Source organism: Caulobacter sp. Root1472, from assembly GCF_001426985.1.
In the GTDB taxonomy this organism is placed as follows: domain Bacteria; phylum Pseudomonadota; class Alphaproteobacteria; order Caulobacterales; family Caulobacteraceae; genus Caulobacter; species Caulobacter rhizosphaerae.
The window spans coordinates 1-24,397 of the sequence record NZ_LMFX01000021.1 but is presented as its reverse complement, the minus strand read 5'-3'; the positions used below and the strand labels follow the sequence as shown (position 1 = coordinate 24,397).

Here is a 24,397-nt window from a genome sequence, read left to right as displayed (position 1 = left end):
TTTGCGGACAGCCCAGTCAGCTCGCGGGCCGCCGGCGCCGCGCCGCCAGCCAGGCCGCGAAGACGGGCAGGGCCAGCAGGGTCAGGGCGGTGGAGGTCAGCAGACCGCCGATCACCACCGTGGCCAGAGGCTTCTGCACCTCCGCTCCTGGGCCGATAGCGACCGCCATGGGCAGGAAGCCCAGCATGGCGACGAGGGCGGTGGTCAGCACCGCCCGAAGCCGGCTCGCCGTGCCGGTGACCACCGCCTCGACGGGCTCGAGCCCGGCGGCCAGCTGCTGCTTGATGCTCTGCATCAGCACCAGGCCGTTCAGCGTCGCCACGCCCGACACCGCGATGAAGCCGACGGCGGCCGAGATCGAGAACGGCGTGCCGAGCAGCGCCAGGGCGATCGCCCCGCCGACCAGGGCCAGAGGCACGCAGGCGAAGACCAATGCCGCCTCCGCCGCCGAGCCCAGGGCGAAATAGAGCAGGACGGCGATCACCAGGAAGACGGCCGGTACGATCACCGTCAGGCGGGCGGAGGCCCGTTCCAGGTTTTCGAACTGGCCGCCCCAGTCGAGCCACGAGCCGGCAGGGAGCGGAACCTCGTCGCGCACGGCGGCCTTGGCGTCGGCGACGAAACTTCCCAGGTCGCGGCCCCGGACATTGGCCTGGACGATGATCCGGCGCTTGCCGTTCTCGCGGCTGATCTGGTTGGGGCCCTCGGCGGCGTCGAAGCGGGCCACGGTCGACAGCGGGATCGCCGCCGTGCCAGGCGGCGCGCCTTCGGGCATGACCGGCAGCTGGCCCATGACGGCCGGATCGTTGCGGCGCTCCTCGTCCAGGCGGACGACGACGTCGAACCGCCGGTCGCCTTCCAGGATGTGGCCTGCCTCGCGGCCACCCAGGCCGATGGCCAGGGCGTCGGCGGCGTCGCTGGCGTGGACGCCCAGGGCGGCGGCGGCCGTGCGGTCCACCGTGGCGGTGATCGTCGGCTGGCCCGAGACCTGCTCGACCTTGACGTCGGCCGCGCCACGCACCCCGCGCAGCGCCTTGGCGACCTTCTGAGCCGTCTGGTCCATGACCTCGAAGTCGTCGCCATAGACGCTGACGGCGACGTCGGAGCGGACGCCGGCGATCAGCTCGTTGAACCGCATCTGGATCGGCTGGGTGAACTCGTAGGCGTTGCCCAGGTGCCGGCCCAGCGCCGTCTCCATGCGCTCGACCAACTCCGCCTTGGGCAGGCGCGGGTTGGGCCAGTCCTTGCGCGGCTTGAGGATAACGAAGGTGTCCGAGGCGCTGGGCGGCATGGGGTCCGAGGCGATTTCGGCGGTGCCCGTGCGGGTGAACACCAGGGCGACCTCCGGCATGGTCGCCAGGGTCTTCTCGACCCGGAACTGCATGGCCTGGCTCTGTTCCAGCGAGATCGACGGCACGCGCGAGGCCTGGACCATCAGGTCGCCCTCGTCGAGCGTCGGGATGAACTCGCGACCCAGGCTCAGGAACGCGACGACGCCGACCAGCAGGGCAACCCCGGCGCCCGCCGCCACCGCGACCGGCCGCGCCATGAGGCGGCGCAGCAGGGGCTCGAACCGCGCGCGAGCGGCGGTCATGACCCGGATGTCGCCGTGCCCCTTCGGTTCGCCGATCAGCAGGGCGGCCGTGGCCGGCACGAAGGTCAGGGACAGCAGGAAGGCCCCGGCCAGGGCGAACATCACGGTCGCCGCCATGGGGCCGAACATCTTGCCCTCGACGCCCTCGAAGGCCAGCAGCGGGGCGTAGACCATCAGGATGATGGCCTGGCCGAAGGCGGCGGGCCGCGCCATCTCGCGGGCCGAGGACGCGGCGATCGCGATCCGCTCGCCGGCGTCCAGCGGCCGGCCCAGCTGCTTCCGGCGCAGCGTCAGTCGGCCCAGCGTGTTTTCGATCACCACCACCGCCCCGTCGACGATCAGGCCGAAGTCCAGCGCCCCCAGGCTCATCAAGTTGCCGCTGATCCCGAACCGCCGCATGGCGATGGCGGCGAACAGGAACGACAGCGGGATGACGAGGGCGGTGATGATCGCCGCCCGGATGTTGCCCAGCGCCACGAACAGCACGGCGATGACCAGCAGGGCGCCGAAGGCCAGGTTATGCTCGACGGTGGCGATGGTGGCGTCGACCAGGTCGGTGCGGTCCAGCACCGGCTTGACCACCACGCCGGCCGGCAGGCTGGCCTGGATGTCCTTCAGGCGCGCGCCGACTCGCGCGGCGACGGTCCGGCTGTTCTCGCCCGCCAGCATCAGGGCGGTGCCGATCACCACCTCCCGTCCCGCCTCGCTGGCCGAGCCCAGGCGCGGGGCCTGGCCGACCACGACGGTGGCGACGTCGGAAACCCGGACCACCGCCGGACCGCGCCGTCCGATGGGGGTCTCGACCAGTTCGGCCAGGGTCTTCACCCGGGCGTCGGCGCGGACGATATAGGCCTCGCCGCCGCGCTGGACATAGCCCGCGCCCTCGACGCGGTTGGCGTGCTCCAAGGCTTCGATCAACTGCGGCAGGCTGATGCCGAACGCCGCCAGCTTGGCCGGGTCGGGCTGGACCACGTACTGCTTGACGTAGCCGCCCAGCACGTCGACGCCCGCCACGCCCTTCAAGGTCTTCAGCTGCGGGGCGACGATCCAGTCCTGGACCGTGCGCAGATAGGTGGCCTTCTCGACGTCGGTGGTCAGGCGGTCGCCCTCGGGGGTGACGTAGGCCGCGCCAGGCCGCGCCGCGGAGCCCGACAGCTCGACCGTCCAGATATAGACCTCGCCCAGCCCGGTGACCGGCGGGCCCATGGCGGGCTCAAGCCCGTCGGGCAGATTGGCCCGGGCCGCCTGCAGCCGCTCGTTGATCAGATTGCGGGCGAAATAGAGGTCGGTGGCGTCTGTGAAGACGGCGGTGATCTGCGAGAAGCCATGCCGCGACAGCGAGCGGGTCTCGACCAGCCCCGGGATGCCGGCCAGGGCCGTCTCGACCGGGAAGGTGACCTGGCGCTCGACCTCTTCGGGGCCGAGGGCCGGGGCGATGGTGTTGATCTGCACCTGGCGGTTGGTGATGTCGGGGACCGCGTCGATGGGCAGGCCGGCCAGTTGGCTTCCGCCATAGGCCAGCAGGGCAATGGCCAGCAAGGCGACGATCCAGCGGAAGTGGACGGAAAGGTCGATCAGGCGCGCGAGCATGGCTTAGTCCTCATGTCCGGCTTCGCCCTTGCCGAGTTCGGCCTTGAGCAGGAAGGCGCCCTTGCCGGCGATGCGTTCGGTTCCTGTCAGGCCGCGCAGGATCTCGGTGGAGCCGGCGGCGATCCGTCCGGGGGTCACCGGCGTGGCGCGGAACCCGCCGGCCTCGACCACGAAGACGACCGGACGGCCCTCGACGGTCTGGACCGCCTCGCTGGGCACGATGATCGCGCCGCCGGCGTTTGCGCCCGTCATCACCCGCGCCGAGACGACGGACCCGACGGGGGCGGTCTTGCCCGAGGGCGTGGCGCGAACGACGGCGGTGTTGCCCCCCGACGCGCCGGGCGCCACCGCGCTGATCGTGGCCGGGGCCTCCTGGCCGTCCGGGGTCTGCACGTGGATCACCTGGCCGAGCCGGATCGCGTCGGCGGCGGCGGCGGGCGCGTCGAAGACGTATTCCGCGCGGCTCGGGTCGGCGATCTCGGCCACCAGGGCGCCCTGGGTCAGGAAGCCGCCGACCTGGGTGTCGAGCCGCGTGACCACCCCCTTGATCGGGCTGCGCAGGACCGTGGCGCCGTTGGCGCCGGCCCCGCCCATGGCGCGGACCTGGGCTTGGGCGGCGCGCTGGTCGGCCTGAGCCTTCTCGGCGGCGGCCTGGCTGGTTTCCCAGTCCTGGCGCGAGACCACGCCGGCTTCGAACAGGCGACGGTCGCGGCTGGCGGCGGCCTGGGCGGCCCTGGCGCCGGCGCCCGCGGCGTCGAGGCTGGCTCGACCCAGGGCGGCGTCGGCGCTGCGCAAGGTGGCTATCGGCGATCCGACGGCGACCGCCGCGCCGGGCGAGACATGGACCCGCTCGACCGCCCCCGACACCGGGGCGCCCAGCGCGGCCAGGGCGTTGGCGGCCAGGGTCACGCGCCCGGGCAGCAGGATGTCGGCCCCGCCGCCGCGCCCGGGGGTGACGATCGAGACACCGGCCGCCGCCGCGTCGGCCGGCTTGAGCGGCACGAGGCCGGCCTCGCCATGGTCGCCGTGCTCGACGCCGTCCTTTTCAGAGGCGGGGGCGGGCGCGGCCGGGCGGTCCTGGAACAGCTGAGCGGCGCCGTAGCCGAGCCCGGCGGCGGCGATCAGGGCGATGGTGGAAACGATGAGGGAGCGGCGGACGATCACGGTTGGACTCCGAAGGGGATGCGGCCCTGGGCGCGGGCGAGGTCGGCCAGCGCCTTGACGCGGGCCAGCTTGGTGTCGACGGCGCGCCCCCGCGCGGCGATCAGGTCGCGACGGGCGGCCAGCAGTTCGGACAACGGCAGCCGGCCGGCGTCGTAGCTGATCCTGACCAGGCGATAGGCCTCGGCGGCGGCCGTTTCGCCCTGGCGGGAGGCGTCCAGCGTCTGGTCGGCGGCGGCGACCTGGGCGGCGGCCGCGCGGCGGTCGCCCTCCTGCTCAGCCTGGGCCATGGCCAGCCGGGCCTCGGCGGCCTGGGCGTTGGCCGTGGCCGCCGCGACCGCGCCGCGGTTGCGGTCGAACAGCGGCAGGGGCGCGGAGATCCCGAACACCGCGGCCGTGGCGTCCTCGTCCTGGAACCGGCGAACCCCGAAGCTGACGGTGAGATCGGGCGTGCGCCGCGCCCGCTCCAGGTCGACGCGGCGCTGGGCGGCGTCGCGTTCGGCGCGCGCGGCGGCGATGGCCGGGCTGAAGCGAGGCTCCAGCGGCGCCGGGGCCGGGACGGTCTCCAGCAGGCCGCCCGTCACCGCTGTATAGCGATCAGCCGAGCCGGTCAGGGCGCTGAGGCGAGCCAGGGCCGTCTCGGCGTCGGCCTGGGCCGCGCCCTGGTCGGCCCGCGCCGTGGCCAATCCCGCCTCGGCCTGGACGGCCCGGACCTTAGCCTCCTTGCCGTGCTCGACCAGCAGGCGGGCGGCCCGGGCGTCGGCCTGGGCCAGGTCGACGCCGTCGCGGGCGATCGCCAGGCGCTGCTGCGCCGCCTCGGCGCCGGCATAGGCCAGCGCCAGATCCCGGGCGAAGTCGACCTCTCCCAGGGAGGCGCGGGCCTGGGCGGCGGCGAGGTCGGCCCTGGCCGCCGACGTCCGCGCGCCGCGCTTGCCGCCCAGCTCCAGCGGCTGGTCGATCGACAGGGTCGTTTCGGCGCCGCCGAAGTCCTTGTAAGGGCCGGAGCCGGCGGCGTTCTCGACCGTCAGGCCGAGCGTCGGGTTGGGGCGGACGGCGGCCTGGGCCGCCTGGCCCGCGGCGGCGCGGGCCTCGGCGGCGCCTAGGGCCAGTCGGGGGGCGGAGGCTTGGGCCTGTTTCAGCAGGTCCGGGAAGGCCGGCGCAGTCTGGGCCGCGGCCGAAGCGCCCAGCACCCCGGACGCGACGCAGGCCAAGGCCGCGCGTAGCGGCCATCGGTTCGATGACATGGAGATTCCTCGCGATCAATGGACGACGGCGCGCGCAAGGCGCGCGAGCCGTCAGCCGCGAGGCGGTCGGTGGGGTCCGGACAGGGGACGCGAGGCCAGCGCCTGGGCGGAGGTCGCCGGGTGTTCGGAGAGAACGGGGACGGGCGCCGGTACTGTCCCGGCCGGGGCGTCGAGCAGGGCGCCGCCATGATGGCAGTGGCCCCCGACGCAGCAGGCGGCCTCGCAGGGCGCGCCATGATCCCGCGGATCGTCCTGGAGGGCCTGGCCAGCGACCACGCCCGTCTCGACGCCAACCAGAGCAGCGGCGGGGCTGTCGCAGACGCAGGCGGCCATGCTCACCGAGGGGGCGACGACGAGCAGCGCCAGGACGCAGGCGGCCATCAGGCCGCTCAGGTTCCGCCACCATGTCATCTTCGGACGCATGGCGGTCCTATAGCTTCGGCGGTCGTCCTTGAGAACGCGTTACATGATTACACCGCCGCCAGCCTCAGCTGGCGCGGCGCCAGGTCTGGGTCTTGCAGAAGGGCGCGACGATGCAGCCCTTCAGGCTCAGCCGCCCGTCCGGGCGCAGGCTCATGACGCCCTTGTAGGTGCCGCCGTCCTCGGGATTGTAGACCCAGCCGTCGCCCCAGTGGCCCGGGCCGATCGCCCGGACCTTCATGAACATCAGGTTGCGCAGCGGCCGTCCGCGCTGGGCCGCGTCGCGGTTGCGGACGTCCTTCTGGCCAGGATCGGCCTGAATGTGCGGCGAGGTGACGATATAGCCGCACAGGCCGTCGCCGCAGCGTTCCAGTCGAACGGTCGAGCCGCCGTCGCCGGGCGCGTTCCACAGGCCCGTCACGTCGGCGGGGGCCGCGCTCACCGACGCGGCCAGGGCCAGGGCGGCGATCACGCCACCGCCTCCACCGGCGCATAGGCCGCCGAAAGATCCCGCTCGGCCTGGCGCATCAGCGCCCGGTCGTCGTGCTGCCACGGGTGGAAGCCCGGCCGGAAGTACGAGAAATAGGCCCCCAGCACCTGCCGCAGCATGCCCGGCTTGACCAGCATGAAGCGCAGGAGCTGACGCCAGCTGCGAGCGTTGTTGATGCCGTCGGCGGTGAAGATGTCGCCGATGTTGCTGCCGACGGTGGCGAACAACAGGCGGGTGGCGGCGATCATGGTCATGGTGCGCAGCGTCCAGCGCCGCCAGGCCGGCAGCCGCGCGGCCGCCAGCATGAAGGTGTCATAGGCGACGGCCTTGTGCTCGACCTCTTCGATGGCGTGCCAGCGCCACATGGCCTTGGCCTCGTCCGAGGCGCCCTCCAGGTGGCGCGGATCAGCCAGCAGGGCGTGGGCCAGAATAGCCGTGAAGTGCTCGAGCGCGACGGTCGCGCCCAGCTGCTGCAGCGGCGGCCGGCTGCGGGCGAAGGCCAGGCGGTCGCGCGTGCGTTGCTCCATGGTCGCGACGTCGAAGCCGTGGTCGGCGACCTGCTTGTTGAAGAACAGGTGCTCGCGGGTGTGCATCGCCTCTTGGGCCAGGAAGCCGGCGATCTGCTGGCGCAGCTCCGGCGAAGCGATGTTGCGATAGTGGCGGACCGCGTCCATGAAGAACCGCTCCCCCAGGGGGAAGGTCACCGACAGGGCGTTGTAGAACGCGGTGCCCACCGGGTCGCCGCCCAGCCACCAGCGGCCGGTGGGCGTTTCGCGGCCGAAGGCCATGTCGCGGGCGCGGATGTCGAGATCCGACGGGGTCTTGTCCAGCTTGCTCATCTAAAGGGACTCCTGGCGCGCCGTCGTCGACGGCGGCTGGCATGGGAAGCCGCGGGCGGTCACGCGCCTGGCGTGACGGAAGCTCCGCGCGGGGTGAGGCGGACGGGATCGGGAGCCGCGGGGCGCGCCATGAACCGTCCGGTTCCGCGACCTCGCTCCGGTCGTCGCGGCGGCGTGGCGTGGAAAGGCCTGGGCCATGGCGGCAACATCTCCTAAACTGCCTGTCAATAAGGCGACGATTCTGGACCGCCCAGATCGCCGTCGGACCGCGGAATATATCGACGCCCGACGATATCTACATGCATGTAAGTTACATTGATGTCAATAGAGAGTCCTGAAATCGGGACGACCGCCAAGCGTCGACGTCGGGTGCCCGAGGTCGCGCGCCGCGAGGCCCTGGCCTCGGCGCGGCAGCTGCTGATCAGGTCGGGGCCGACGGCCGTCACCCTGAAGGCGGTGGGCGACGAGATCGGCGTGACCCACGCCAACCTGATCCATCACTTCGGCTCGGCGGCCGGCCTGCAGTCAGCGCTGATGGAATCGATGGTCCGCGACCTGACCGACGCGCTGGGCGCGGCGGTGGAGCAGCTGCGCTCGAATCCCGGCGCGCCCCGGGCCCTGGTCGACGCGGTGTTCGACGCCTTCGACCAAGGCGGGGCAGGGCGCCTGGCCGCCTGGATCGCCCTGTCCGGCGACCTCCAGCACCTGGAGCCGGTTCGCGCCGCGGTGCGCGACCTGGTCGACGCCATCTGCGAGACCTTCGCCGCCGAAGGCGAGCAGACCCATCACCGCGTCACCTCGGCGGTGCTGTTCATCGCGCTGTACGCGTTCGGCGACGCGGTGATCGGCGCGCCATTGCGCGACATGCTCGATCGCGAAGACGACGCGGGCCGCAAGATCGTGGCCCGGCTGCTGCCGACCTTCCTGTTCTGACGCTGGCGTCCAGCGCCCTCGCGACAGCGGTTGACGTCAAGTCAACCGCGACGGGTTTACATCCTATGCGAATGTCGCCCATGCTGTCGTTGACTCCAATATAAATAGTGACGGTCATGGCGGGGGCGGGCAAGGCGAAGGTCGAAACGGCCGTCAGGCGACGACGCTCTCCCGACGAAGCCCGCGCCCAGGCCCTGGTCAGCGCCCGCAAGCTGCTGATCGCCCATGGGCCCAACGGCCTGACCCTGCAGGCGGTGGCCCAGGACATCGGCGTCACCCACGGCACCCTGATCCACCATTTCGGCTCGGCCGCCGCGCTGCAATCGGCCCTGATGGGCGCGATGGTCCGCGACCTGGCCGTGGCGCTGGAGTCGGCCGTGGCCCATGTCCGCTCGGACGCGCGGGCGCCCAGAACCGTTGTGGACATCGTGTTCACCGCCTTCGACGAGGGGGGGGCGGGGCAGTTGGCGGCCTGGATCGCCCTGTCCAATCGCTATGAGCATCTGGAACCCGTGCGCGAGGCCGTCGTCGACCTGGTGACGGCCCTCGGCGAGAAGGTCCTGACCTCTGGCGACGACCCGCCCCGGCACATTCCCTCGGCCTTGTTGCTGATCACCCTGTGCGCGTTCGGCGACGCGGTGATCGGCGGCCCATTGCGCGAGATGCTCGGGCGCGACCGCGACGCCGTGCGACGGTTGGCGGCCAATTTGCTCCCTGCCTTGATCGAATAATCAACACCGTCGTCAATAAGTATTGACACCTAGGTGAATAGACGCATCCTTAGGGTGAGGAGATCGTCCGGCCGCTGGCGACTCCAACAAAAAAGTGCGGCGAGGAAACGCTTTTTTATGTCCTCCCCCGACTGGGGAGAGGACCCTTGGGAGGGGATATGTCTCAACGCATCCGCGCGCGCGCCTGTTGGATCGCGGGGGTTTCCGCCGTGGCCGTCATCCTGTCGGCCGGGCTGGCTCAAGCTCAGGGCCAGGCGGCGGCGCCGGCCAAGTCCAACCTGGTCGACGAGGTGGTCGTCACCGCCCAGCGCAAGGAAGAAGCGGCCCAGGACGTGCCGATCGCCATTTCGGCCTTCTCGCAGGAGGCCCTCGACGCGGCGAAGATCGAGGGCGGGCCCGACCTGCTGAAGGCGATCCCGAACGTCAGCTTCACCAAGACCAACTTCAGCGGCGTCAACCTGACGATCCGCGGCATCGGCACCCAGGCCGTGTCGGTTTCGACCGACCCCGGCGTATCGATCAATTTCAACGGCACGGCCTTTATCCGTAACCGCTTCTTCGAGCAGGAATTCTTCGACGTCGAGCGCGTGGAGGTGCTGCGGGGTCCGCAGGGCACGCTGTACGGGCGCAACGCCACCGCCGGCGCGGTCAACATCATCTCGGCCCGGCCGACCGACGTCTTCGAAGGCGAGATCAAGGGCGAGGTCGGCGACTATGACAGCCGCCGGCTCAGCGGCTTCGTCAACATTCCGCTGTCGGGCGACAAGCTGGACCTGCGGCTGGCCGGCGCCTCGACCACCCGGGACGGCTTCGCCGAGAACGACGTCACCGGCAACAAGATCGACGGTCGCGATCTCTATTCCACCCGCGTCACCCTGGGCTTCAAGCCGGTCGAGACGGTGCGCGGCGCCCTGATCTGGGAACACTTCAGCGAAAACGACAGCCGGGCCCGCAGCACCAAGCAGCTGTGCACCCGCGATCCGGGCCCCCAGACCATGGGCGGCTTCACGCTCAGCCCGCAGGCCAGCGCCTTCTTCAGCCAGGGATGCCTGAACGCCTCGCTCTACGACGACGCGGCCTATGGCACGCCTAACGGCCTGTCGATCCCGTTCGTCCTGGCCTCGGTGACCAACACCGCCGTGCTGGGCCTCAATCCCGACGGCGTGTCGGGCCCCGTCAACCTGATGAAGGTGACCGACCCCTACGGCGGCATGATGCAGTCCAAAGACCTGCGACGCATCTCGTCGATCTTCGATCCGAAGTATCGCGCCAAGGCCGACGTGCTGGAGCTGAACGTCGACATCGACGTGGCGCCGAACCTGACCCTGACCTCGCAGACGGCCTACAACCGCGACCGCTACTTCTCCAGCGAGGACTACAACCGCTTCAACACCATGCCTGGGGTGTTCAACGACTCCACCGGCCTGGACAATGCGGTGGTGCCTGGCGCCCCGGCCCCGAACCTGACGCCCGGCGGCGTCTATTGCGATCCGCAACTGGGCTGTTCCAGCACGATCGCCGGCCTGGATCAGGTGCGCGCCAAGAGCCGCCAGTTCTCGCAGGAACTGCGCCTGTCGTCGGCCTTCGATGGTCCGGTCAACTTCAGTCTCGGCGGCAACTACACCGACTATCGCACCACTGAGGACTACTACGTCTTCTTCAACATCGTTTCGGCCATCGCCCAGAGCAGCGGCTATGGCAACAACAGCCTCGACCCGACCAAGTGCGGCACCAGCTTCGACGGCTCGACGCCGACGATCACGCCGGACGGCGCGACCGGCTGCATCTATATCGATCCCCATCCGCTGGACCAGATCGACGGCCTTGGCCACAACTACTTCCGCAGCAAGAACATCTACAAGGTCAAGTCGGCCGCGGTGTTCGGCGAGCTGTATTACGAGTTCGCGCCCGACTTGAAGCTGACCGCCGGCCTGCGCTACACCCGCGACCGCAAGACCTTCACGCCGGTGCCGACCCAGGTGCTGCTGTCGTCCTCGAACGGCGGCACGGTGGATGGCGGCTATCCGATCGGCGACGACATCAAGCAGAAGTGGGGCGCCGTGACCGGCCGCGTGGGCCTGGACTGGTCGCCGAAGCTGTCGTTCACCGACCAGACCCTGGTCTATGCCTTCTACAATCGCGGCTACAAGGGCGGCGGCGCCAACCCGCCGGCCATCGGCTACAGCGACGAGCCGTTCCAGCCGGGCCTGCCGCCGCTGGTGCAGCTGACCTCGTATCCCGACACCTTCAAGCCCGAATACGTCAACGCCTTCGAGCTGGGCGCGAAGAACACCCTGCTGGGCGGGGCCCTGACGCTGAACGGCGCGGCTTTCTACTATGACTACAAGGGCTACCAGGTCTCGCAGATCCAGGATCGCACCGCGATCAACGAGAACTTCGACGCCAGGATCTGGGGGCTGGAGCTGGAGTCCGCCTGGCGGCCGACCCGCGACCTGCGCCTGACCGTCAACCTGGGCTACCAGGGCAGCAAGCTGGCCGACGGCTCCCGATCGATCGACGTGGAGAACCGCACCCAGGGCAATACGGACTTCACGGTGATGAAGGGCAGCCCGTTCCTGCCGTCCAACTGCGTGGTGTCCAAGAGCTATGTCGCCAGCCTGCTGGCCACCAACGCCGCTTTCGGCCTGCCCGACTACGCCAGCCTCAGCGCCGTCTGCCCCGGCTCGATCCTGGGCCTGTTCCTGTTCCCGGCCCCGACCGAGGCTGACCTGCCCAATGTCGGTCGCGGCTTCTATGCCGACGTGTCGGGCCACAGCCTGCCCAACCAGCCCAAATGGACCCAGTCGATCAGCGTCGACTACGCCCTGCCGCTGTCGGGCGGCTGGGTCGGCGGCGTGCACGGCGACGTCTATCACCAGTCGCAGTCCTGGGCCCGCGTCTACGAGGACGCGATCGACAAGCTGCACGGCTGGTACAACGTCAATCTGCGCCTGACCCTGGCCAAGCCGGACGACGGCCTGGAGTTCGAGCTCTACGCCAAGAACCTGCTGGATGACACGCCCATCACCGGGGCCTTCATCAACAGCGACGACACCGCCCTGACCACCAATGTCTTCACCCTGGATCCGCGAATGATCGGCGCCAGCATCCGCAAGCGCTTTTGATCCAAACCCCGCGGCGCCCGTCCCGGCCGCGGGGCGGGCGCCGCTGTCGTGCCGGAGTTCGAACGATGGCATCACCCCGCGCGCCCGCGCCCGCCGCGGACTCCGCGCCGCCCCGCCCCGACCTGGGCGCCTGGATGACGACCCATGGGCCCCGGCTGCGTCGCTACTTCACGCGCCGGGCCCCGCGCGCCGACGCCGAGGACCTGGTCCAGGACGTGTTCCTGCGCGTCCAGGCGGCCCAGCTCGACGAGCCGATCGTCGAGGTCGAGCGCTACCTGTTCACGGTGGCCCACAATGTCCTGATCAGCCGGGCCAGGCGGCTGGGCGTGCGCGCGGCCGAGTTGCGACGCTCGTTCGCCGAATGGTCCGAAGCCGCCGAGGACCTGTCGCCGGAGCGCATCGTAGGCGCGCGGCAGGACTACGCCCGGGCCATGGCGGTCATCGAGCGCCTGCCGCCCCGCACCCGCATGGCCTTTCGCCTCAACCGCATGGAGGACCTCAGCTACGGCGCGATCGCCGAACGCATGGGAATCTCGAAGGACTCCGTCAAGGAGCTCCTGCGACGCGCCAACACCCACCTCGACCAAGCCCTGAAGGGCGCCTGACCCACCGCCGCTCGCGGCAAGACGATCTCTGCACAAGGCTCGACCGCAAGGCTTTCAAAGCTTTGTGTCGCACCTGTGCGCCGGTCACCGATATCAGTCAGAATAATAAGGTGCATAATCTATGATTGAATATTTTTAAGATACATACCCCCCTAACTCTATTATGAGGCGTCTAATACATCGGGTGAGGCAATCGCCCGAACGGCGCTGTAGCGCCTCATAAATACTAGGGAAACGCCATGAAAATCTTCGCTTCCGCCGTCGCTCTGCTGGCCACGGCCGCGTTCGCCGCCTCGGCTTCGGCCGCCTCGTTCAGCCCGGCCAACGGCACCTTCACCGGTACGGGCACCACCAGCCTGAAGAAGGGCTCGCTGACCATCCCTTGCACCGCCAATTTCACGGGCCACACCACGGGTGGCCTCGGCGTGATCGACACCGCCACGTTCAGCGGCGGTGGCGGCCTGTGCGGCCTGATCCACAAGACCGGCACCTGGAACGCCACCGCCACTTCGGCGACCGGCACCGGCGCCGGCACGGCCACCATCACGGGCGTGGCGGTGACGGCCTCGCTGTTCGGCACTTGCGGCCCGAGCACCGTGAACGTCTCGGTCAGCGCGGGGGGGCTGATCACCTTCGACAACCAGACCCTGAGCCCGGACTGCGCCATCAACGGCTCGGTCCAGACCAGCCCGGCCCTGACCATCGTCCCCTAAATCACGCCCTCTCCCGGAGACGTCGCCTTCCCCCTACCCCAGCGACGCAGGACCGGTCCTGCCCTGACGACTCCGTTGTCAGGGCGCTTTTTTGCACGAAAGTCGGGTGGTTCATGATGCGGGGGAGGCGGCTCCGGCCGTGGGCGTCGCCCACATCAGCACGTCGCCGGCCTTCACGCCCGAGACGATCTCGACCCCGTCCGGCGCGATCCGGCCCAGCTTGACCGGGACGGTGCGCGGCGGACCGCCGCGGCGATCCTGAACCTTGACCCAGGCGGCCAGCGCCGCGCCCTGGATCGCGGCCGGCGGCGCCACCAGGGCGGCCGGATTGCGATAGAGGTCCACGGTGATGTTGGCCGTCATGCCGATGCGGATGGCCTTGGCCTGATCGGGCGTCAGGGCGTCCAGGCGCGCCATGGCCGGAAAACTGGCCAGCGGTCCTCCGGCCACGGCCGGCGCCGCGGCCTGGCCGGCGACCGAGGTCACATGGCCCGCCACGGCCAGCCCGCCGAAGCCCGGCCCGGTGACCGTCACGGCCATGCCCGGCTGCACGCGGTTGGCGTCGGTCTCGCTGAGCTGGAAGGCCACCGCCAGCCCGCCGGCCCGGGCGATCGAGCCGATCAACCGCCCCCGGGTCACCGCCTGGCCGGCGTGGAGCGGCTCGGCCTCGTCGCCCTTGCCCACCGGCCGCACGATGACGCCGGCTTCCGGCGCGCGAACGATCGCGCCCGCCGCCTGGCCGTCCAGGCGGGTGAGCTGGGCGCGGGCGTTGGCCAGATCCAGAGCCGCGACGCGACGGTTGGCGCCGGCGCCCTGGGCGAGCACCGCGGCCAGGTCCTGGCGGGCGCCGGCCAGCACCATCTCCTGGTTCCGCTTCTGCTGCGCCAGGCCGTCATATTCGCCCCGCGCCACCAGCCCGCGGTCGAGCAGCCCCCGGGTCTCGGCCAGCTTGCGGTCGAGATCCGCAAGGTCGAGGGCGGCGGCGTCCACTGTGCGCCGCGCGCGGGCGACCTCGGTCCCGCTGGACCAGTCGGCCAGGGTTTCGGCCGTTTTCGACGCCTTCAGATAGGCCGCCTCGGCCTCGTTGCGGCGCTGGCCGATCTCGGCGGGATCCAGCTCGACCAGGACCTGGCCTGGCGTGACGCTGGTTCCGTATTCGAAGCCGAGGCGTCGCACCACGCCGTCGAACGGGGCGACGACGTCGAGGCTGTCGCCGGGGACCACCGAACCGACCAGGCTCAGCGTGGCGGCGAAGGGGCGGGGCGAAAGCGTCAGGGTCTGGGGCGCGGCTGGATCGGGGGTGGCGTCCCGGCGCGGCGCCAGGGCCAGGCACAGCCCGAGAACGGCGACCCCGGACACGGCCGCCACGACCGTCCACTTTCGAGAACGCCAGATCGCCAGGGCCTGTCCGCGCGCCGCCATGGCTCAACCTTAGGATCGAGGTCGCATCGCCGTCTACAACAATGTCAGTAGATGGTGGCCCGGGCGGCTCATTCGTCGCGCAGCGCCACGATCGGGTCCAGCCGGGAGGCTCGGAGCGCCGGGTAGAAGCCGAAGATCATCCCCACCACGGCGGCCAGGCCTGGCCCCAGGGGCAGGACATAGGCCGACAGACTGAAGGTCCAGCCCGACGCCCTGGCGGCCACGAAGGCGGCCAGCAGGCCGAACGCGAGGCCGACGAGGCCGCCCATCAGGGCCAGGATCCCCGCCTCGATCAGGAACATCGCCTGGATGTCGCGTGGCGTCGCGCCCAGGGCGGCCCGCAGGCCGATCTCGCGCCGGCGCTCCATCACGCCCATCATCATGACGTTCATCACCCCGATGCCGCCGACCAGCAGCGAGATCGCGCCGATCGCCGTCAGCAGGCGACTGTGGATGGCCTTCTGGGCGTTCAGGCTCTGGATCAGCTCCTGGGCGCTCACGGCCTGCGGGGCCGAGGTCGGATTGGCCAGCCGGGCGACCAGCCGCCCGCCCACCGCCTTGGCGTCCGCGCCCGGGCGCAGGCGCAGCAGCACCGTGCTCGGCTCCGGCGTGGCCATGATCCGGGCCGCGTCGCCCAGCGGCACGAGCACGGCGGTGTTGTAGTCCGTCGGGTCCATGGCGGTGAACGCCACGGGGGCGAGCACGCCGATCACCGTGAACACATAGCCCCGGATGCGGATGCGCGAGCCCGGCCCCGTCGGCGCGCCCGGCGCGGACAGGGCCGCCGCCGTGTCGGCGCCCAGCACCGCCACCAGATTGCCCTCGTCGACCGAGGCGAACAGCCGTCCGCTGGCCGTCGAGAGGTGGACCAGGTCGGGCAGGTTCGGGGCTGCCGCGATGATTCCAGCGTCCTGGCTGGCCGGACCGATCGCCACCTTGGCCCGGTCGATCGTCAGGGGCACGGCGGCCTCGACGTCCGGGTCGGTGCGGGGCAGGGCCTCGATCGCCGCCCGATCCATCGTCGCAGGGAAGGGGCCCACCGGATTGGCGTGGATCTGCAGCATGTCCACGCCCATGTGCGCGAACAGCTTCAGCGTCTCGCGCTGCGCCATGTGTCCGATGGTCAGCATGGCCACGATCGAGGCGGCGCCGATCAGGATGCCCAGCAGGGCCAGGGCCGAGCGCTGCCGCTGGGCCAGCAGGTTGGCCAGCGCCTCGGCGCCCGACTGGCTCCAGGTCCGTAGCGCCGCGCGCGGCGAGGGGGAGGTCAGGACGGTCATGCCGCCGCGCCCGCCTCGGCCACGACCCGGCCGTCCAGCACCTCGATCCTTCGCTCGCAGCGGGCGGCCAGGTCCCTGTCGTGGGTGACCATCAGAACGGTCACGCCCAGGCGCTGGTTGAGGTCGCGCAGCAAGGCCATGACCTCGCCGGCGGTGACGCTGTCGAGGCTGCCGGTCGGCTCGTCGGCCAGGATCAGGCGGGGCTGGCGGATGAGAGCCCGGGCCAGGGCCACCCGCTGGCGCTGACCGCCGGACAGCTCGGCCGGACGGGCCTGAGCGCGATGCGACAAGCCCACCCGATCCAGCATGGCCAGGGCGCTCTGCTCGCGCTCGCGGGCCGAAACGCCGGCATAGACTAGGGGCAGGGCGACATTTTCCCAGGCGTTCAGGCGCGGCAGCAGGTTGAACGACTGGAAGACGAAGCCGATCGTCGCGCCACGAAACCGGGCCTCCCGTCCGCGATCGCCGAACGTGACATCCAGGCCGTCCAGGCGCAGGACGCCGCTGGTGGGCCGGTCCAGCAGGCCGATGATGTTCATCAAAGTGCTCTTGCCGGAGCCTGATGGGCCGACGACCGCGCAGAACGCCCCCGCCTCGACCTTGAAGCTGACGCCGCGCAGCACGGGCGTGGCCTGGTCGGGCGGGCCGTAGGTCTTGGTCAGGTCGAGGACTTCCAGCACCCGTTCATCTTGCGCAGCGGCGCAACTTGAACAAGAGCCCGGAGCGTGTTTTGTTGACTTTAGTGTCAATATCGGTGGTCGGGTGGCGCGAGGATGTCTGCGTATCGGGTTGCCGAGCCTCGCCCGCGCCCACGCCTTACGGGGTGGCGGCTGGTCGCGGCGGCGCTGGCCTTCGCCCCGATCTCGCCGGCCAGGGCTCAGGCGCCGGTCGCCTCGCCGGCCAGGCCGCCGCCCGCCGCAGTCGGTCCGCGCCTGGCGCTCAGCCTGGCGGACGCGGTGTTCCTGGGCCTGCGCGACAACCGCGCCATCAAGTCGGCCTATGTGGTGCGGGCCGCCGAGAAGTACGACCTGTTCGTGGCCGAGACCCGGTTTCGGCCGATCGGGGCGATCATCGGCTCGGCCGAGGCCACCCGGGCGGGAGACCTGCGCGGCTCGACCCTGCAAGTGAACCCAAGCGCCTCATGGCTAGTCCCGACCGGGGCGCAGTTCGATTTCGGCTGGGCGCGCCAGACCGTCCGCAGCGGCGGAAACGACCTGACGACGCAGGTGGCCACCCTCGGCGTCAGCCAGCCGCTGCTGCGTGGGGCCGGCGTCGCCGTCAACACCGCGCCCGTGCGCCTGGCCCGGCTGCAAGACGCCATCGACCGCCTGAGCCTGAAGGCGACGGTGTCGGACACGGTCAGCCGCATCATCCTGGCCTATCGCAACCTCGCGCAGGCCCAGCAGCAACTGGTGATCGCCCGCCAGTCGCTGGAGCGCTCGCGCGCCCAGCTGGCCACTAACCAGGCGCTGATCGACGCCGGACGGATGGCCGCGGCCGACATCGTCCAGACCCAGGCCGACATCGCCGCCCAGCAGGTGGCGCTGCTGCAGGCCGAGCAGCAGCGTAACAGCGCCCAGATCGCGCTGCTGGCCCTGCTCGCCGTCGACCTGCACACCGACGTGGTGGCCGCCGACGCGCTGGACGCCAAGCCTCTGGCCGTCGACCTGGACCAGGCGATCGCCACGGCCCTGGACAACCGTCCCGACTTCCTGTCGCAGAAGCGCGCGGTCGAGCAGGCGCGCCAGGGACTGATCCTGGCGCGGAACAACCGTCTGTGGGACGTGTCGGTCTATGGCGCGGTGCAACGCCAGACCGAACGCGGCGACCTGTTCGACAATCCGATCACCGGCGCCCCCCTGGCCGGCGCCGGCCTGCCCCGCACCAGCGGCGCGGTCGGCGTGCAGTTCCGCGTCCCCTTGGGCGACTACCGCCCGCGCCAGGCCGAGATCCAGGCCGAAACCCTGGTGCGGACCCAGGAGCTGCGCCTGGACGACCTGCGCCAGACCGTCGAGGCCCAGGTGCGCGACGCGGTCCAGGGCGTGGAACTGGCCTGGCGGCAAGTGGAGGCCACGCGCCTGTCGCGCGACCTGGCGGCCAAGACCCTGGAGCTGGAACGCGAGAAGTTGAGCGCCGGGCGGGCCTCGAACTTCGAGCTCCTGACCTTCGAGGCCAATCTGCGCTCGGCCGACCTGCAGGCGCTGAGCGCCTCGATCAACTATCTCAACGCCCTGACCACGCTGGACCAGCAGCTGGGCGCCACCCTCGACACCTGGAAGGTCAGCCTTCAGGACTGAAGCGGCTCACCCTTTCGGCGAGGCGGTCGAGACCCGGTGGATCAGGGTGAAGGGAATGAGTTCGTCCCTGGGACGGGCGCCGGCCTCGGCGTTGCGGGCCACGCCATTGATCAGCATCTTGGTGGCCAGGGTCGACATCTCCACCAGCGGCTGGCGGATGGTGGTCAGTTGCGGGCGGCTGAGGCGCGAGACAGGGCTGTCGTCAAAACCGGCCACCGAGAGGTCGCCTGGACAGGAAAGCTCGGCCTCCGCCGCCGCCGCCAGGGCGCCCAGGGCCATTTCGTCGGAGCTGGCGAAGATCGCCGTCGGCCGTTCGTCGAGGCCCAACAGGGCCGCGGCGGCCGTGTGGGCGGACTCGAAGGTGAAGTCGCCCGGGCGGATCCAGGCCTTGTCGATCGTCAGGCCGCCCGCTTCCATGGCGGCGACGTAGCCTTCCAGACGGGCCTGGCTGGCGCCGTAGCGCTGGTCGCCGGTGATGAAGCCGATCCGTTTGTGGCCCAGGCCGATCAGGTGGTCGGTCATCTCGCGCGCGGCGGCGACGTCGTCCATGTGCACGCGGGGACCCCGGCCCTCGGGCTTTTCCGGGCCCAGGCGCACATAGGGCGTACCGGCCTTGTCCAGCAGTTCCAGCACCACCTCGTTGTCGCACGAGGGCGGGGTCAGGATCACGCCGTCGGGCTTGAGGGCCGCCAGCAGGGCGCCGACTTCCTGGCGCACGCGTGGACCGTCGTGGTCGACCAGTTCGACCAGCAGGTGATAGCCGGCGGCCCTGGTCTCGACCGTGGCCCCCAGCTGGATGCGCTGCAGGTAGTCCGAGCCGCGCTCGCTGCGCCAGTGGTCCAGGGTCAGGGAGGCGTCGACGAAGACGGCGATCACGAACGAGCGCGAGCCAGCCAGGCTGCGGGCCGACAGGTTGGGCGCATAGCCCAGGGCTCCGGCGGCCTCGAGCACGCGCTCGCGCATCTGCGGCCGGACGTTTGGCTCGTTGTTCATGACCCGCGAGACGGTCTTGATCGACACGGCGGCCCGCGCCGCGACGTCATAGATCGTCACCGACGCCATGGGCCTGCCCGTTCGCCTTGGTCCTGGTGGTGGGGACTCATCTTCATGCCGGCAGCCTAGTGCAACTGCGCGCCATAAGGCGACGTTCGGAATCCAAAAAAAGCGCGGTCGAGAGCTGCAATGCGGGCTTTGTCGCCGCTCGCGCCTTGTGTCCCCCGGCCCGGAAGGCCAGTGTCCGAGCCAATCGCGGCGGAGATCGCGTCCGGCAGGGGAGGGATGATGACGGCGGCGGAGGCGGTGGGAATCGACAGGGCAAGGCCGACAATACCGGTGAAACCCAGCTTCATCGCTGCGTTCACCCTGGCCCAGATCGGGGCCTATGTCAGTTTCATGCCCCTGTTCCAGGTGCTGCTGCCGCTGAAGGCCCAGACCATCGATTCGGCCGGCAAGGCCATCCTGCTGAGCCAGGTCGCCATCCTGGGCTCGATCAGCGCCAGCCTCGCCAACCTGCTGGCCGGGGCGATCAGCGACCGGACCACCTCGCGCTTCGGCCGACGGCGTCCCTGGATGGTGGCCGGCGCCCTGGGCACGGTGGCTTCGTATTTCCTGATCATGATCGCCCACAGCGCGATCCAGCTGATGGCCGGGATCGTCTGCTTCCAGGTGGCCTTCAACCTGCTGTTCGCGGCGCTGCTGGCGGTGCTGCCCGACCGGGTGCCGGACGCCCAGAAGGGCAGGGTGGCGGCCTTCCTCAGCCTGGGCCATCCGATCGGCGCGATGGCCGGGGCGATCCTGGTCGGCGGACTGCTGGTCGGCGAGGCCTCGCGCTATCTGGCCATCGCCGTAGTGCTTCTGCTGGCGATCGCCCCGTTCGCCCTGGGTCTGAACGACCCGCCGCTGCCGCCGGGCGAGCGGCCGCCGTTCGACTGGCGCGTTTTCGTGGCCGGGTTCTGGATCGATCCGCGCGCCCACCCCGACTTCGCCCTGGCCTGGGCCAGCCGGTTCATGGTGCTGGTCGCGATCACCCTGACCCAGAGCTACATGCTGTTCTACCTGCAGGACGCGCTGCACTATTCCGACCTGTTCCCGGGCCGTCGCGCCGAGCAGGGCATGGCCCTGCTGACCACCGTGGCCACCTGCGCCAACGTGGCCTGCGGCATGCTGGGCGGCATGCTGTCGGACCGCCTGAAGCGTCGCAAGCTGTTCGCGGCCGGCGCGGCCATGGGGCTGGCGGCGGCGATGCTGGTGTTCTCGCTGGTCCCGGGCTGGCCGGTCGTGGTGGCGGGCTTCGTGATCTTCGGCTGCGCGGTGGGCTGCTACTACGCCGTCGACATCGCCCTGGTCAGCCAGGTGCTGCCCTCGCAGAAGGACGCCGGCAAGGACCTGGGGGTGATCAACCTGGCCAACACCTTGCCCCAGGCCATGGCGCCGATTCTGGCGATGTGGGTGCTGGGTCCGGCCCACGTCAACTATCACGCGCTCTATCTGGTGGCGGCCGGGCTGGCGGCGGCTGGCGGTCTGGCCATCCTTCCGATACGGGGCGTGCGCTAGCCTTTTTCGAGAACCCCGTGCCCGACCTGATCCCCATCGACGATCCGAACGATCCGCGCGTCGCCGCCTATCGCGACATCAAGGAGCGCGACCTGGTCGGGCGCCAGGGGCTGTTCATCGCCGAGGGCGAGACCGTGCTGGCGGCCTTCGTGCGCGACGCCCCGCAGCGCGTCCAGTCGCTGCTGATCGACGGCAAGCGGATCGACAAGCTGGGCGAGGTGCTGGCGGGCCTGCCGCCAGGCGTTCCGGTGCACGTGGCCGGCCAGGCCGTGCTGGACGCCATCGCCGGCTTTCACCTGCATCGCGGCGTCCTGGCGGTCGGGGCCAAGCCGAAGCCGCTGTCCGCGGAGGCGTTGCTGGCCGGCGTGGGCCCGCGCGCGGTCGTGCTGGTGCTGATGGGCATCGCCAACCACGACAATCTGGGCGGCATCTTCCGCAACGCCGCGGCGTTCGGCGTCGACGGGGTGATCCTGGACGGCGACTGCTGCGATCCGTTCTATCGCAAGGCCATCCGGGTTTCGATCGGCGCCACGCTCAGCGTGCCGACCGCCGGGCTGGCGCCGGGCGAGGACCTGGTCGCTCTGTTGGCGCGCCACGGTTTCCAGGCGCTGGCCTTGAGTCCGGGCGCGAGGGAGACCCTGGCGGAGCTCGATCCGCCGGCCCGGGCGGCGGTGCTGCTGGGGGCCGAGGGGCCAGGATTGTCGAAGACGGTCATGGATCGGGCGCGCACCATCGGCATTCCCATGGCGAACGGCTTTGACTCGCTGAACGTGGCCACCACCAGCGGGATCGTGCTGCACCATCTGCGGTTCGCGAAGCGGTGACGAGCGAGGAATGACACCGGTGACTTGCCGCCGTGGAAACCCCGCCATAGGGTTCCTGCGCGTCGCTTAGGGAGGTCGCATGTTCAATCGCCGGGGAACCCTGGCCAGCCTGACGGGCGGCCTGCTGACATCGCTGCTGGCGGGCGCCGCCCTGGCCGACCCGAAAACGACCCAGCCCGCGAAGGCCCCGATGGATCCGACCGAAGTCCTTCCCCTGTGGCCCGGCGACCCGCCGGGCTCGGCCGGCGTCACGGCCGTCGAGACCCTGATCGACCGCACGGTCGCCGGCGGTCTTCCCGACCGGGCCACCACCCACACCCGCAAGCCGATCCTGACGGTGTTCCGCCCGGCCAAGGCCAATGGCGCGGCGGTGGTGCTGATGCCCGGCGGCGGCTACGAGCGCGTGGTCAGCGACAAGGAGGGTTTCGAGACCGCCCGCTGGCTGGCCGACCGCGGCTACACCTGCTTCGTCCTGCTCTACCGTCTGCCCGGCGACCATTGGGGCGCGGGCCCCGACGCGCCGCTGCAGGACGCCCAGCGCGCGGTGCGCCTGGTCCGCTCGAAGGCGGCGACGATGAGGTTCGACCCGGCCCGGGTGGCGATCATGGGCTTTTCGGCGGGGGGGCACCTGGCCGCCAGCCTGACCACCCGCTTCGACGCCAAGGTCTATGACCGCGTCGACGCCGCCGACGACCTGTCGGCCCGGCCCGACCTGTCGGGCCTGATCTATCCGGTGGTGTCGATGGTGGAGGGGCCGGCCCACGCCGGCTCGCGCAAGCAACTGCTGGGCCCGTCGCCGACGCCCGAGCAGGTGGCGCTCTATTCGCCCGACCAGAACGTCACCGACCGCGTCCCGCCGGTCTTCCTGCTGCACGCGGCCGACGACAAGACCGTGCCGGTGGTCAACAGCCTGATGATGTTCACCGCCCTGAAGGCCAAGGCGGTTCCGGCCGAACTGCATGTCTTCGAGGAGGGCGGCCACGGCTTCGGCCTGCGCTCGATCGACGGCAAGCCGGTCGCGGCGTGGCCCACCTTGTTCGAGACCTTCGCCAAGCGCCACGGGGTTTGAACGGCGACGCCGCTTGCTGAGGCGACGCTCCGGACGTCCGTTATGGGTGATGGGGTGGACGCCCCCCGACGGCATCTACGTGCCAGAGTGAGGTGTGTTGAACTTCACTCGAGGGAGGCGCCCATGGGCGAGCTTACCATCANGGGTGATGGGGTGGACGCCCCCCGACGGCATCTACGTGCCAGAGTGAGGTGTGTTGAACTTCACTCGAGGGAGGCGCCCATGGGCGAGCTTACCATCATCGGGCTGGATATCGCGAAGTCAGTATTCCAGGCCCACGGAGCCGATGCAGCCGGCACGGTTATATTCCGGAAGAAGCTTGGGCGAGGCCGGCTGCTGGCGTTTTTCGCCGGGCAGCCTCGCTGCTTGGTCGCCATAGAGGCCTGCGCCGGAGCCCATCACTGGGGCCGTGAGCTGGAGGCGCTCGGCCATACGGTCAAATTGATCCCGCCGGCCTACGTGAAGCCCTTCGTGAAGCGGCAGAAGAACGACGAGGCCGATGCGGAGGCCATCTGCGAGGCGGCCCAGCGGCCGACGATGCGCTTCGTGCCCGTGAAGAGCCGCGAGCAACAGGCCAGCGGGGTGGTGTTCCGCGCCCGGGATCTGCTGGTGCGCCAGCGCACGCAGATCATGAACGGCCTGCGCGGCCATCTGGCCGAGTTCGGGTATGTCGCCCCAAAGGGGGTGATGTACGTCCAGCGCCTGGTTGCCGAGATCGAGGATCCCGCGAGCCAACTGCCGCCGGCTGCCCGCGTTAGCCTGCAAGTCATGGTGCGGATGCTGGCCGCGCTGGAGACGGAGATCGCCAGCCTCGATGCCGAGATCGCCCGTCGCGCCAAGGAGGATCTTGTCGCTCGGCGGCTGATGACGATCCCAGGCATTGGACCTGTCACGGCCTCGGCCATGGTCGCCCTGGCCCCGGGAGCAGAGTCCTTCCGCTGCGGGCGGGACTTCTCGGCCTGGTTGGGCCTAACGCCTGTCCAACGATCGAGCGGCGGCAAACAGAAGCTGGGCCAGATCACCAAGGCGGGCGAGCGAACCTTGCGACGATTGCTGGTGATCGGCGCCAGCGCCGTGATCAAGCAGGCGCTCATCCGTGGCGCGCCGCCTGGATCATGGCTGGCGCAGATGCTGGCCCGCAAGCCGCGAATGCTCGTGGCTGTGGCCTTGGCCAACAAGACCGCGAGGATCATTTGGGCGCTGCTGGCTAGAGGCGGCGTCTACAGGGCTCCGGCGCTGACGGCCTAACAGCCGCCGGCTCCAGAGGCGTCGAAGCGTAGTCGGACGACGGAGGGTATGGCGCACAGTCGGTGAGACGGGATCGGGAAAACCAGGGCTTACCACCGTGCCTCTCTTGAGCACGCTATGGGTGATTTGGACCTGATCCGCGAACTTCCATACAGGCCAGCGCTGAAGGGCGCACAACAGGCCGGACAGATGGCAGCATCCGATCGAGCGTCAAAGCTTCAAATCCGTCTTGCGCTGAAGGGGGCGTCCACAGATGGTT

Annotated in this window: 21 protein-coding genes; 10 read left to right on the top strand and 11 right to left on the bottom strand. The window is 70.4% G+C overall.

Annotation, left to right across the window (positions count from 1 at the left end; genetic code table 11):
- Positions 1–16: 16 nt before the first annotated feature.
- From ASD47_RS14525 to ASD47_RS14500, 6 genes are all read right to left on the bottom strand, one after another.
- Positions 17–3,184 carry an efflux RND transporter permease subunit gene (locus tag ASD47_RS14525; protein WP_056757847.1) on the bottom strand — a complete coding sequence of 1,056 codons (3,168 nt, stop codon included), beginning with the start codon at positions 3,182–3,184 and terminating at the stop codon, positions 17–19.
- Positions 3,185–3,187: 3 nt separating this feature from the next.
- On the bottom strand, positions 3,188–4,348 hold the full coding sequence (locus ASD47_RS14520; protein ID WP_200945262.1) for an efflux RND transporter periplasmic adaptor subunit: 1,161 nt from the start codon (positions 4,346–4,348) through the stop codon (positions 3,188–3,190).
- A complete protein-coding gene (locus ASD47_RS14515) occupies positions 4,345–5,589 on the bottom strand; it encodes a TolC family protein (RefSeq protein WP_056757844.1) in 1,245 nt (414 codons plus the stop codon). The genes ASD47_RS14520 and ASD47_RS14515 overlap by 4 nt, the downstream gene beginning before the upstream one ends.
- Before the next feature lie 51 nt (positions 5,590–5,640).
- Positions 5,641–6,012: a hypothetical protein gene (locus ASD47_RS14510; protein ID WP_056757842.1), complete on the bottom strand. Its 372-nt coding sequence runs from the start codon at positions 6,010–6,012 to the stop codon at positions 5,641–5,643.
- 64 nt (positions 6,013–6,076) lie between these two features.
- A complete protein-coding gene (locus ASD47_RS14505; RefSeq protein ID WP_056757839.1) occupies positions 6,077–6,481 on the bottom strand; it encodes a DUF2147 domain-containing protein in 405 nt (134 codons plus the stop codon).
- Positions 6,478–7,338 carry a metal-dependent hydrolase gene (locus tag ASD47_RS14500; RefSeq protein ID WP_056757837.1) on the bottom strand — a complete coding sequence of 287 codons (861 nt, stop codon included), beginning with the start codon at positions 7,336–7,338 and terminating at the stop codon, positions 6,478–6,480. The genes ASD47_RS14505 and ASD47_RS14500 overlap by 4 nt, the downstream gene beginning before the upstream one ends.
- 318 nt (positions 7,339–7,656) lie before the next feature.
- On the opposite strand from ASD47_RS14500, the gene ASD47_RS14495 reads away from it, so the two are divergent.
- The 5 genes from ASD47_RS14495 to ASD47_RS14475 all read left to right on the top strand — a co-directional run bounded on the left by ASD47_RS14495 (position 7,657) and on the right by ASD47_RS14475 (position 13,445).
- The gene (locus ASD47_RS14495) at positions 7,657–8,271 is read left to right on the top strand and encodes a TetR/AcrR family transcriptional regulator (RefSeq protein ID WP_056757834.1); all 615 of its coding nucleotides are present in this window, start codon (positions 7,657–7,659) and stop codon (positions 8,269–8,271) included.
- A 116-nt stretch (positions 8,272–8,387) separates the two neighbouring features.
- Positions 8,388–9,002, top strand: a complete 615-nt coding sequence (locus tag ASD47_RS14490) for a TetR/AcrR family transcriptional regulator (protein ID WP_056757831.1) — start codon at positions 8,388–8,390, stop codon at positions 9,000–9,002.
- Between the two features lie 158 nt (positions 9,003–9,160).
- Positions 9,161–12,127, top strand: coding sequence for a TonB-dependent receptor (locus tag ASD47_RS14485; RefSeq protein WP_056757828.1), 2,967 nt, complete (start codon positions 9,161–9,163; stop codon positions 12,125–12,127).
- A gap of 65 nt (positions 12,128–12,192) precedes the next feature.
- On the top strand, positions 12,193–12,732 hold the full coding sequence (locus tag ASD47_RS14480; RefSeq protein ID WP_056757825.1) for an RNA polymerase sigma factor: 540 nt from the start codon (positions 12,193–12,195) through the stop codon (positions 12,730–12,732).
- 239 nt (positions 12,733–12,971) lie between these two features.
- The gene (locus ASD47_RS14475; protein ID WP_056757823.1) at positions 12,972–13,445 is read left to right on the top strand and encodes a hypothetical protein; all 474 of its coding nucleotides are present in this window, start codon (positions 12,972–12,974) and stop codon (positions 13,443–13,445) included.
- A 111-nt stretch (positions 13,446–13,556) separates the two neighbouring features.
- On the opposite strand, the gene ASD47_RS14470 is transcribed toward ASD47_RS14475, so the two are convergent.
- From ASD47_RS14470 to ASD47_RS14460, 3 genes are all read right to left on the bottom strand, one after another.
- Positions 13,557–14,867 (bottom strand): HlyD family secretion protein, encoded by a 1,311-nt coding sequence (locus ASD47_RS14470; RefSeq protein ID WP_056757820.1) that lies wholly within the window; start codon positions 14,865–14,867, stop codon positions 13,557–13,559.
- Between the two features lie 68 nt (positions 14,868–14,935).
- Positions 14,936–16,147 carry an ABC transporter permease gene (locus ASD47_RS14465; protein WP_056757816.1) on the bottom strand — a complete coding sequence of 404 codons (1,212 nt, stop codon included), beginning with the start codon at positions 16,145–16,147 and terminating at the stop codon, positions 14,936–14,938.
- Positions 16,144–16,827, bottom strand: coding sequence for an ABC transporter ATP-binding protein (locus ASD47_RS14460; RefSeq protein ID WP_056757812.1), 684 nt, complete (start codon positions 16,825–16,827; stop codon positions 16,144–16,146). Before ASD47_RS14460 ends, ASD47_RS14465 begins: the two co-directional genes overlap by 4 nt.
- A gap of 93 nt (positions 16,828–16,920) precedes the next feature.
- Between ASD47_RS14460 and ASD47_RS14455 the strand changes: the two genes are divergently transcribed.
- The gene (locus ASD47_RS14455) at positions 16,921–18,444 is read left to right on the top strand and encodes a TolC family protein (RefSeq protein ID WP_056757810.1); all 1,524 of its coding nucleotides are present in this window, start codon (positions 16,921–16,923) and stop codon (positions 18,442–18,444) included.
- 6 nt (positions 18,445–18,450) lie between these two features.
- Here ASD47_RS14455 and ASD47_RS14450 read toward each other — a convergent pair whose 3' ends face one another.
- Together ASD47_RS14450 and ASD47_RS27015 are read right to left on the bottom strand one after the other, a co-directional pair.
- Positions 18,451–19,506 (bottom strand): LacI family DNA-binding transcriptional regulator, encoded by a 1,056-nt coding sequence (locus ASD47_RS14450; RefSeq protein WP_056757807.1) that lies wholly within the window; start codon positions 19,504–19,506, stop codon positions 18,451–18,453.
- A 56-nt stretch (positions 19,507–19,562) separates the two neighbouring features.
- Positions 19,563–19,793, bottom strand: coding sequence for a hypothetical protein (locus tag ASD47_RS27015; RefSeq protein ID WP_162251647.1), 231 nt, complete (start codon positions 19,791–19,793; stop codon positions 19,563–19,565).
- Between ASD47_RS27015 and ASD47_RS14445 the strand changes: the two genes are divergently transcribed.
- The 4 genes from ASD47_RS14445 to ASD47_RS14430 all read left to right on the top strand — a co-directional run bounded on the left by ASD47_RS14445 (position 19,726) and on the right by ASD47_RS14430 (position 24,138).
- Positions 19,726–20,997 carry an MFS transporter gene (locus ASD47_RS14445; protein ID WP_056757911.1) on the top strand — a complete coding sequence of 424 codons (1,272 nt, stop codon included), beginning with the start codon at positions 19,726–19,728 and terminating at the stop codon, positions 20,995–20,997. The two genes, ASD47_RS27015 and ASD47_RS14445, sit on opposite strands and share 68 nt — an antisense overlap.
- Before the next feature lie 17 nt (positions 20,998–21,014).
- Positions 21,015–21,821, top strand: coding sequence for an RNA methyltransferase (locus tag ASD47_RS14440; RefSeq protein ID WP_056757804.1), 807 nt, complete (start codon positions 21,015–21,017; stop codon positions 21,819–21,821).
- A 79-nt stretch (positions 21,822–21,900) separates the two neighbouring features.
- Positions 21,901–22,890 carry an alpha/beta hydrolase gene (locus ASD47_RS14435; RefSeq protein WP_056757801.1) on the top strand — a complete coding sequence of 330 codons (990 nt, stop codon included), beginning with the start codon at positions 21,901–21,903 and terminating at the stop codon, positions 22,888–22,890.
- A 222-nt stretch (positions 22,891–23,112) separates the two neighbouring features.
- Positions 23,113–24,138 carry an IS110 family transposase gene (locus ASD47_RS14430; RefSeq protein WP_056757798.1) on the top strand — a complete coding sequence of 342 codons (1,026 nt, stop codon included), beginning with the start codon at positions 23,113–23,115 and terminating at the stop codon, positions 24,136–24,138.
- The last annotated feature ends 259 nt before the right edge of the window (positions 24,139–24,397 follow it).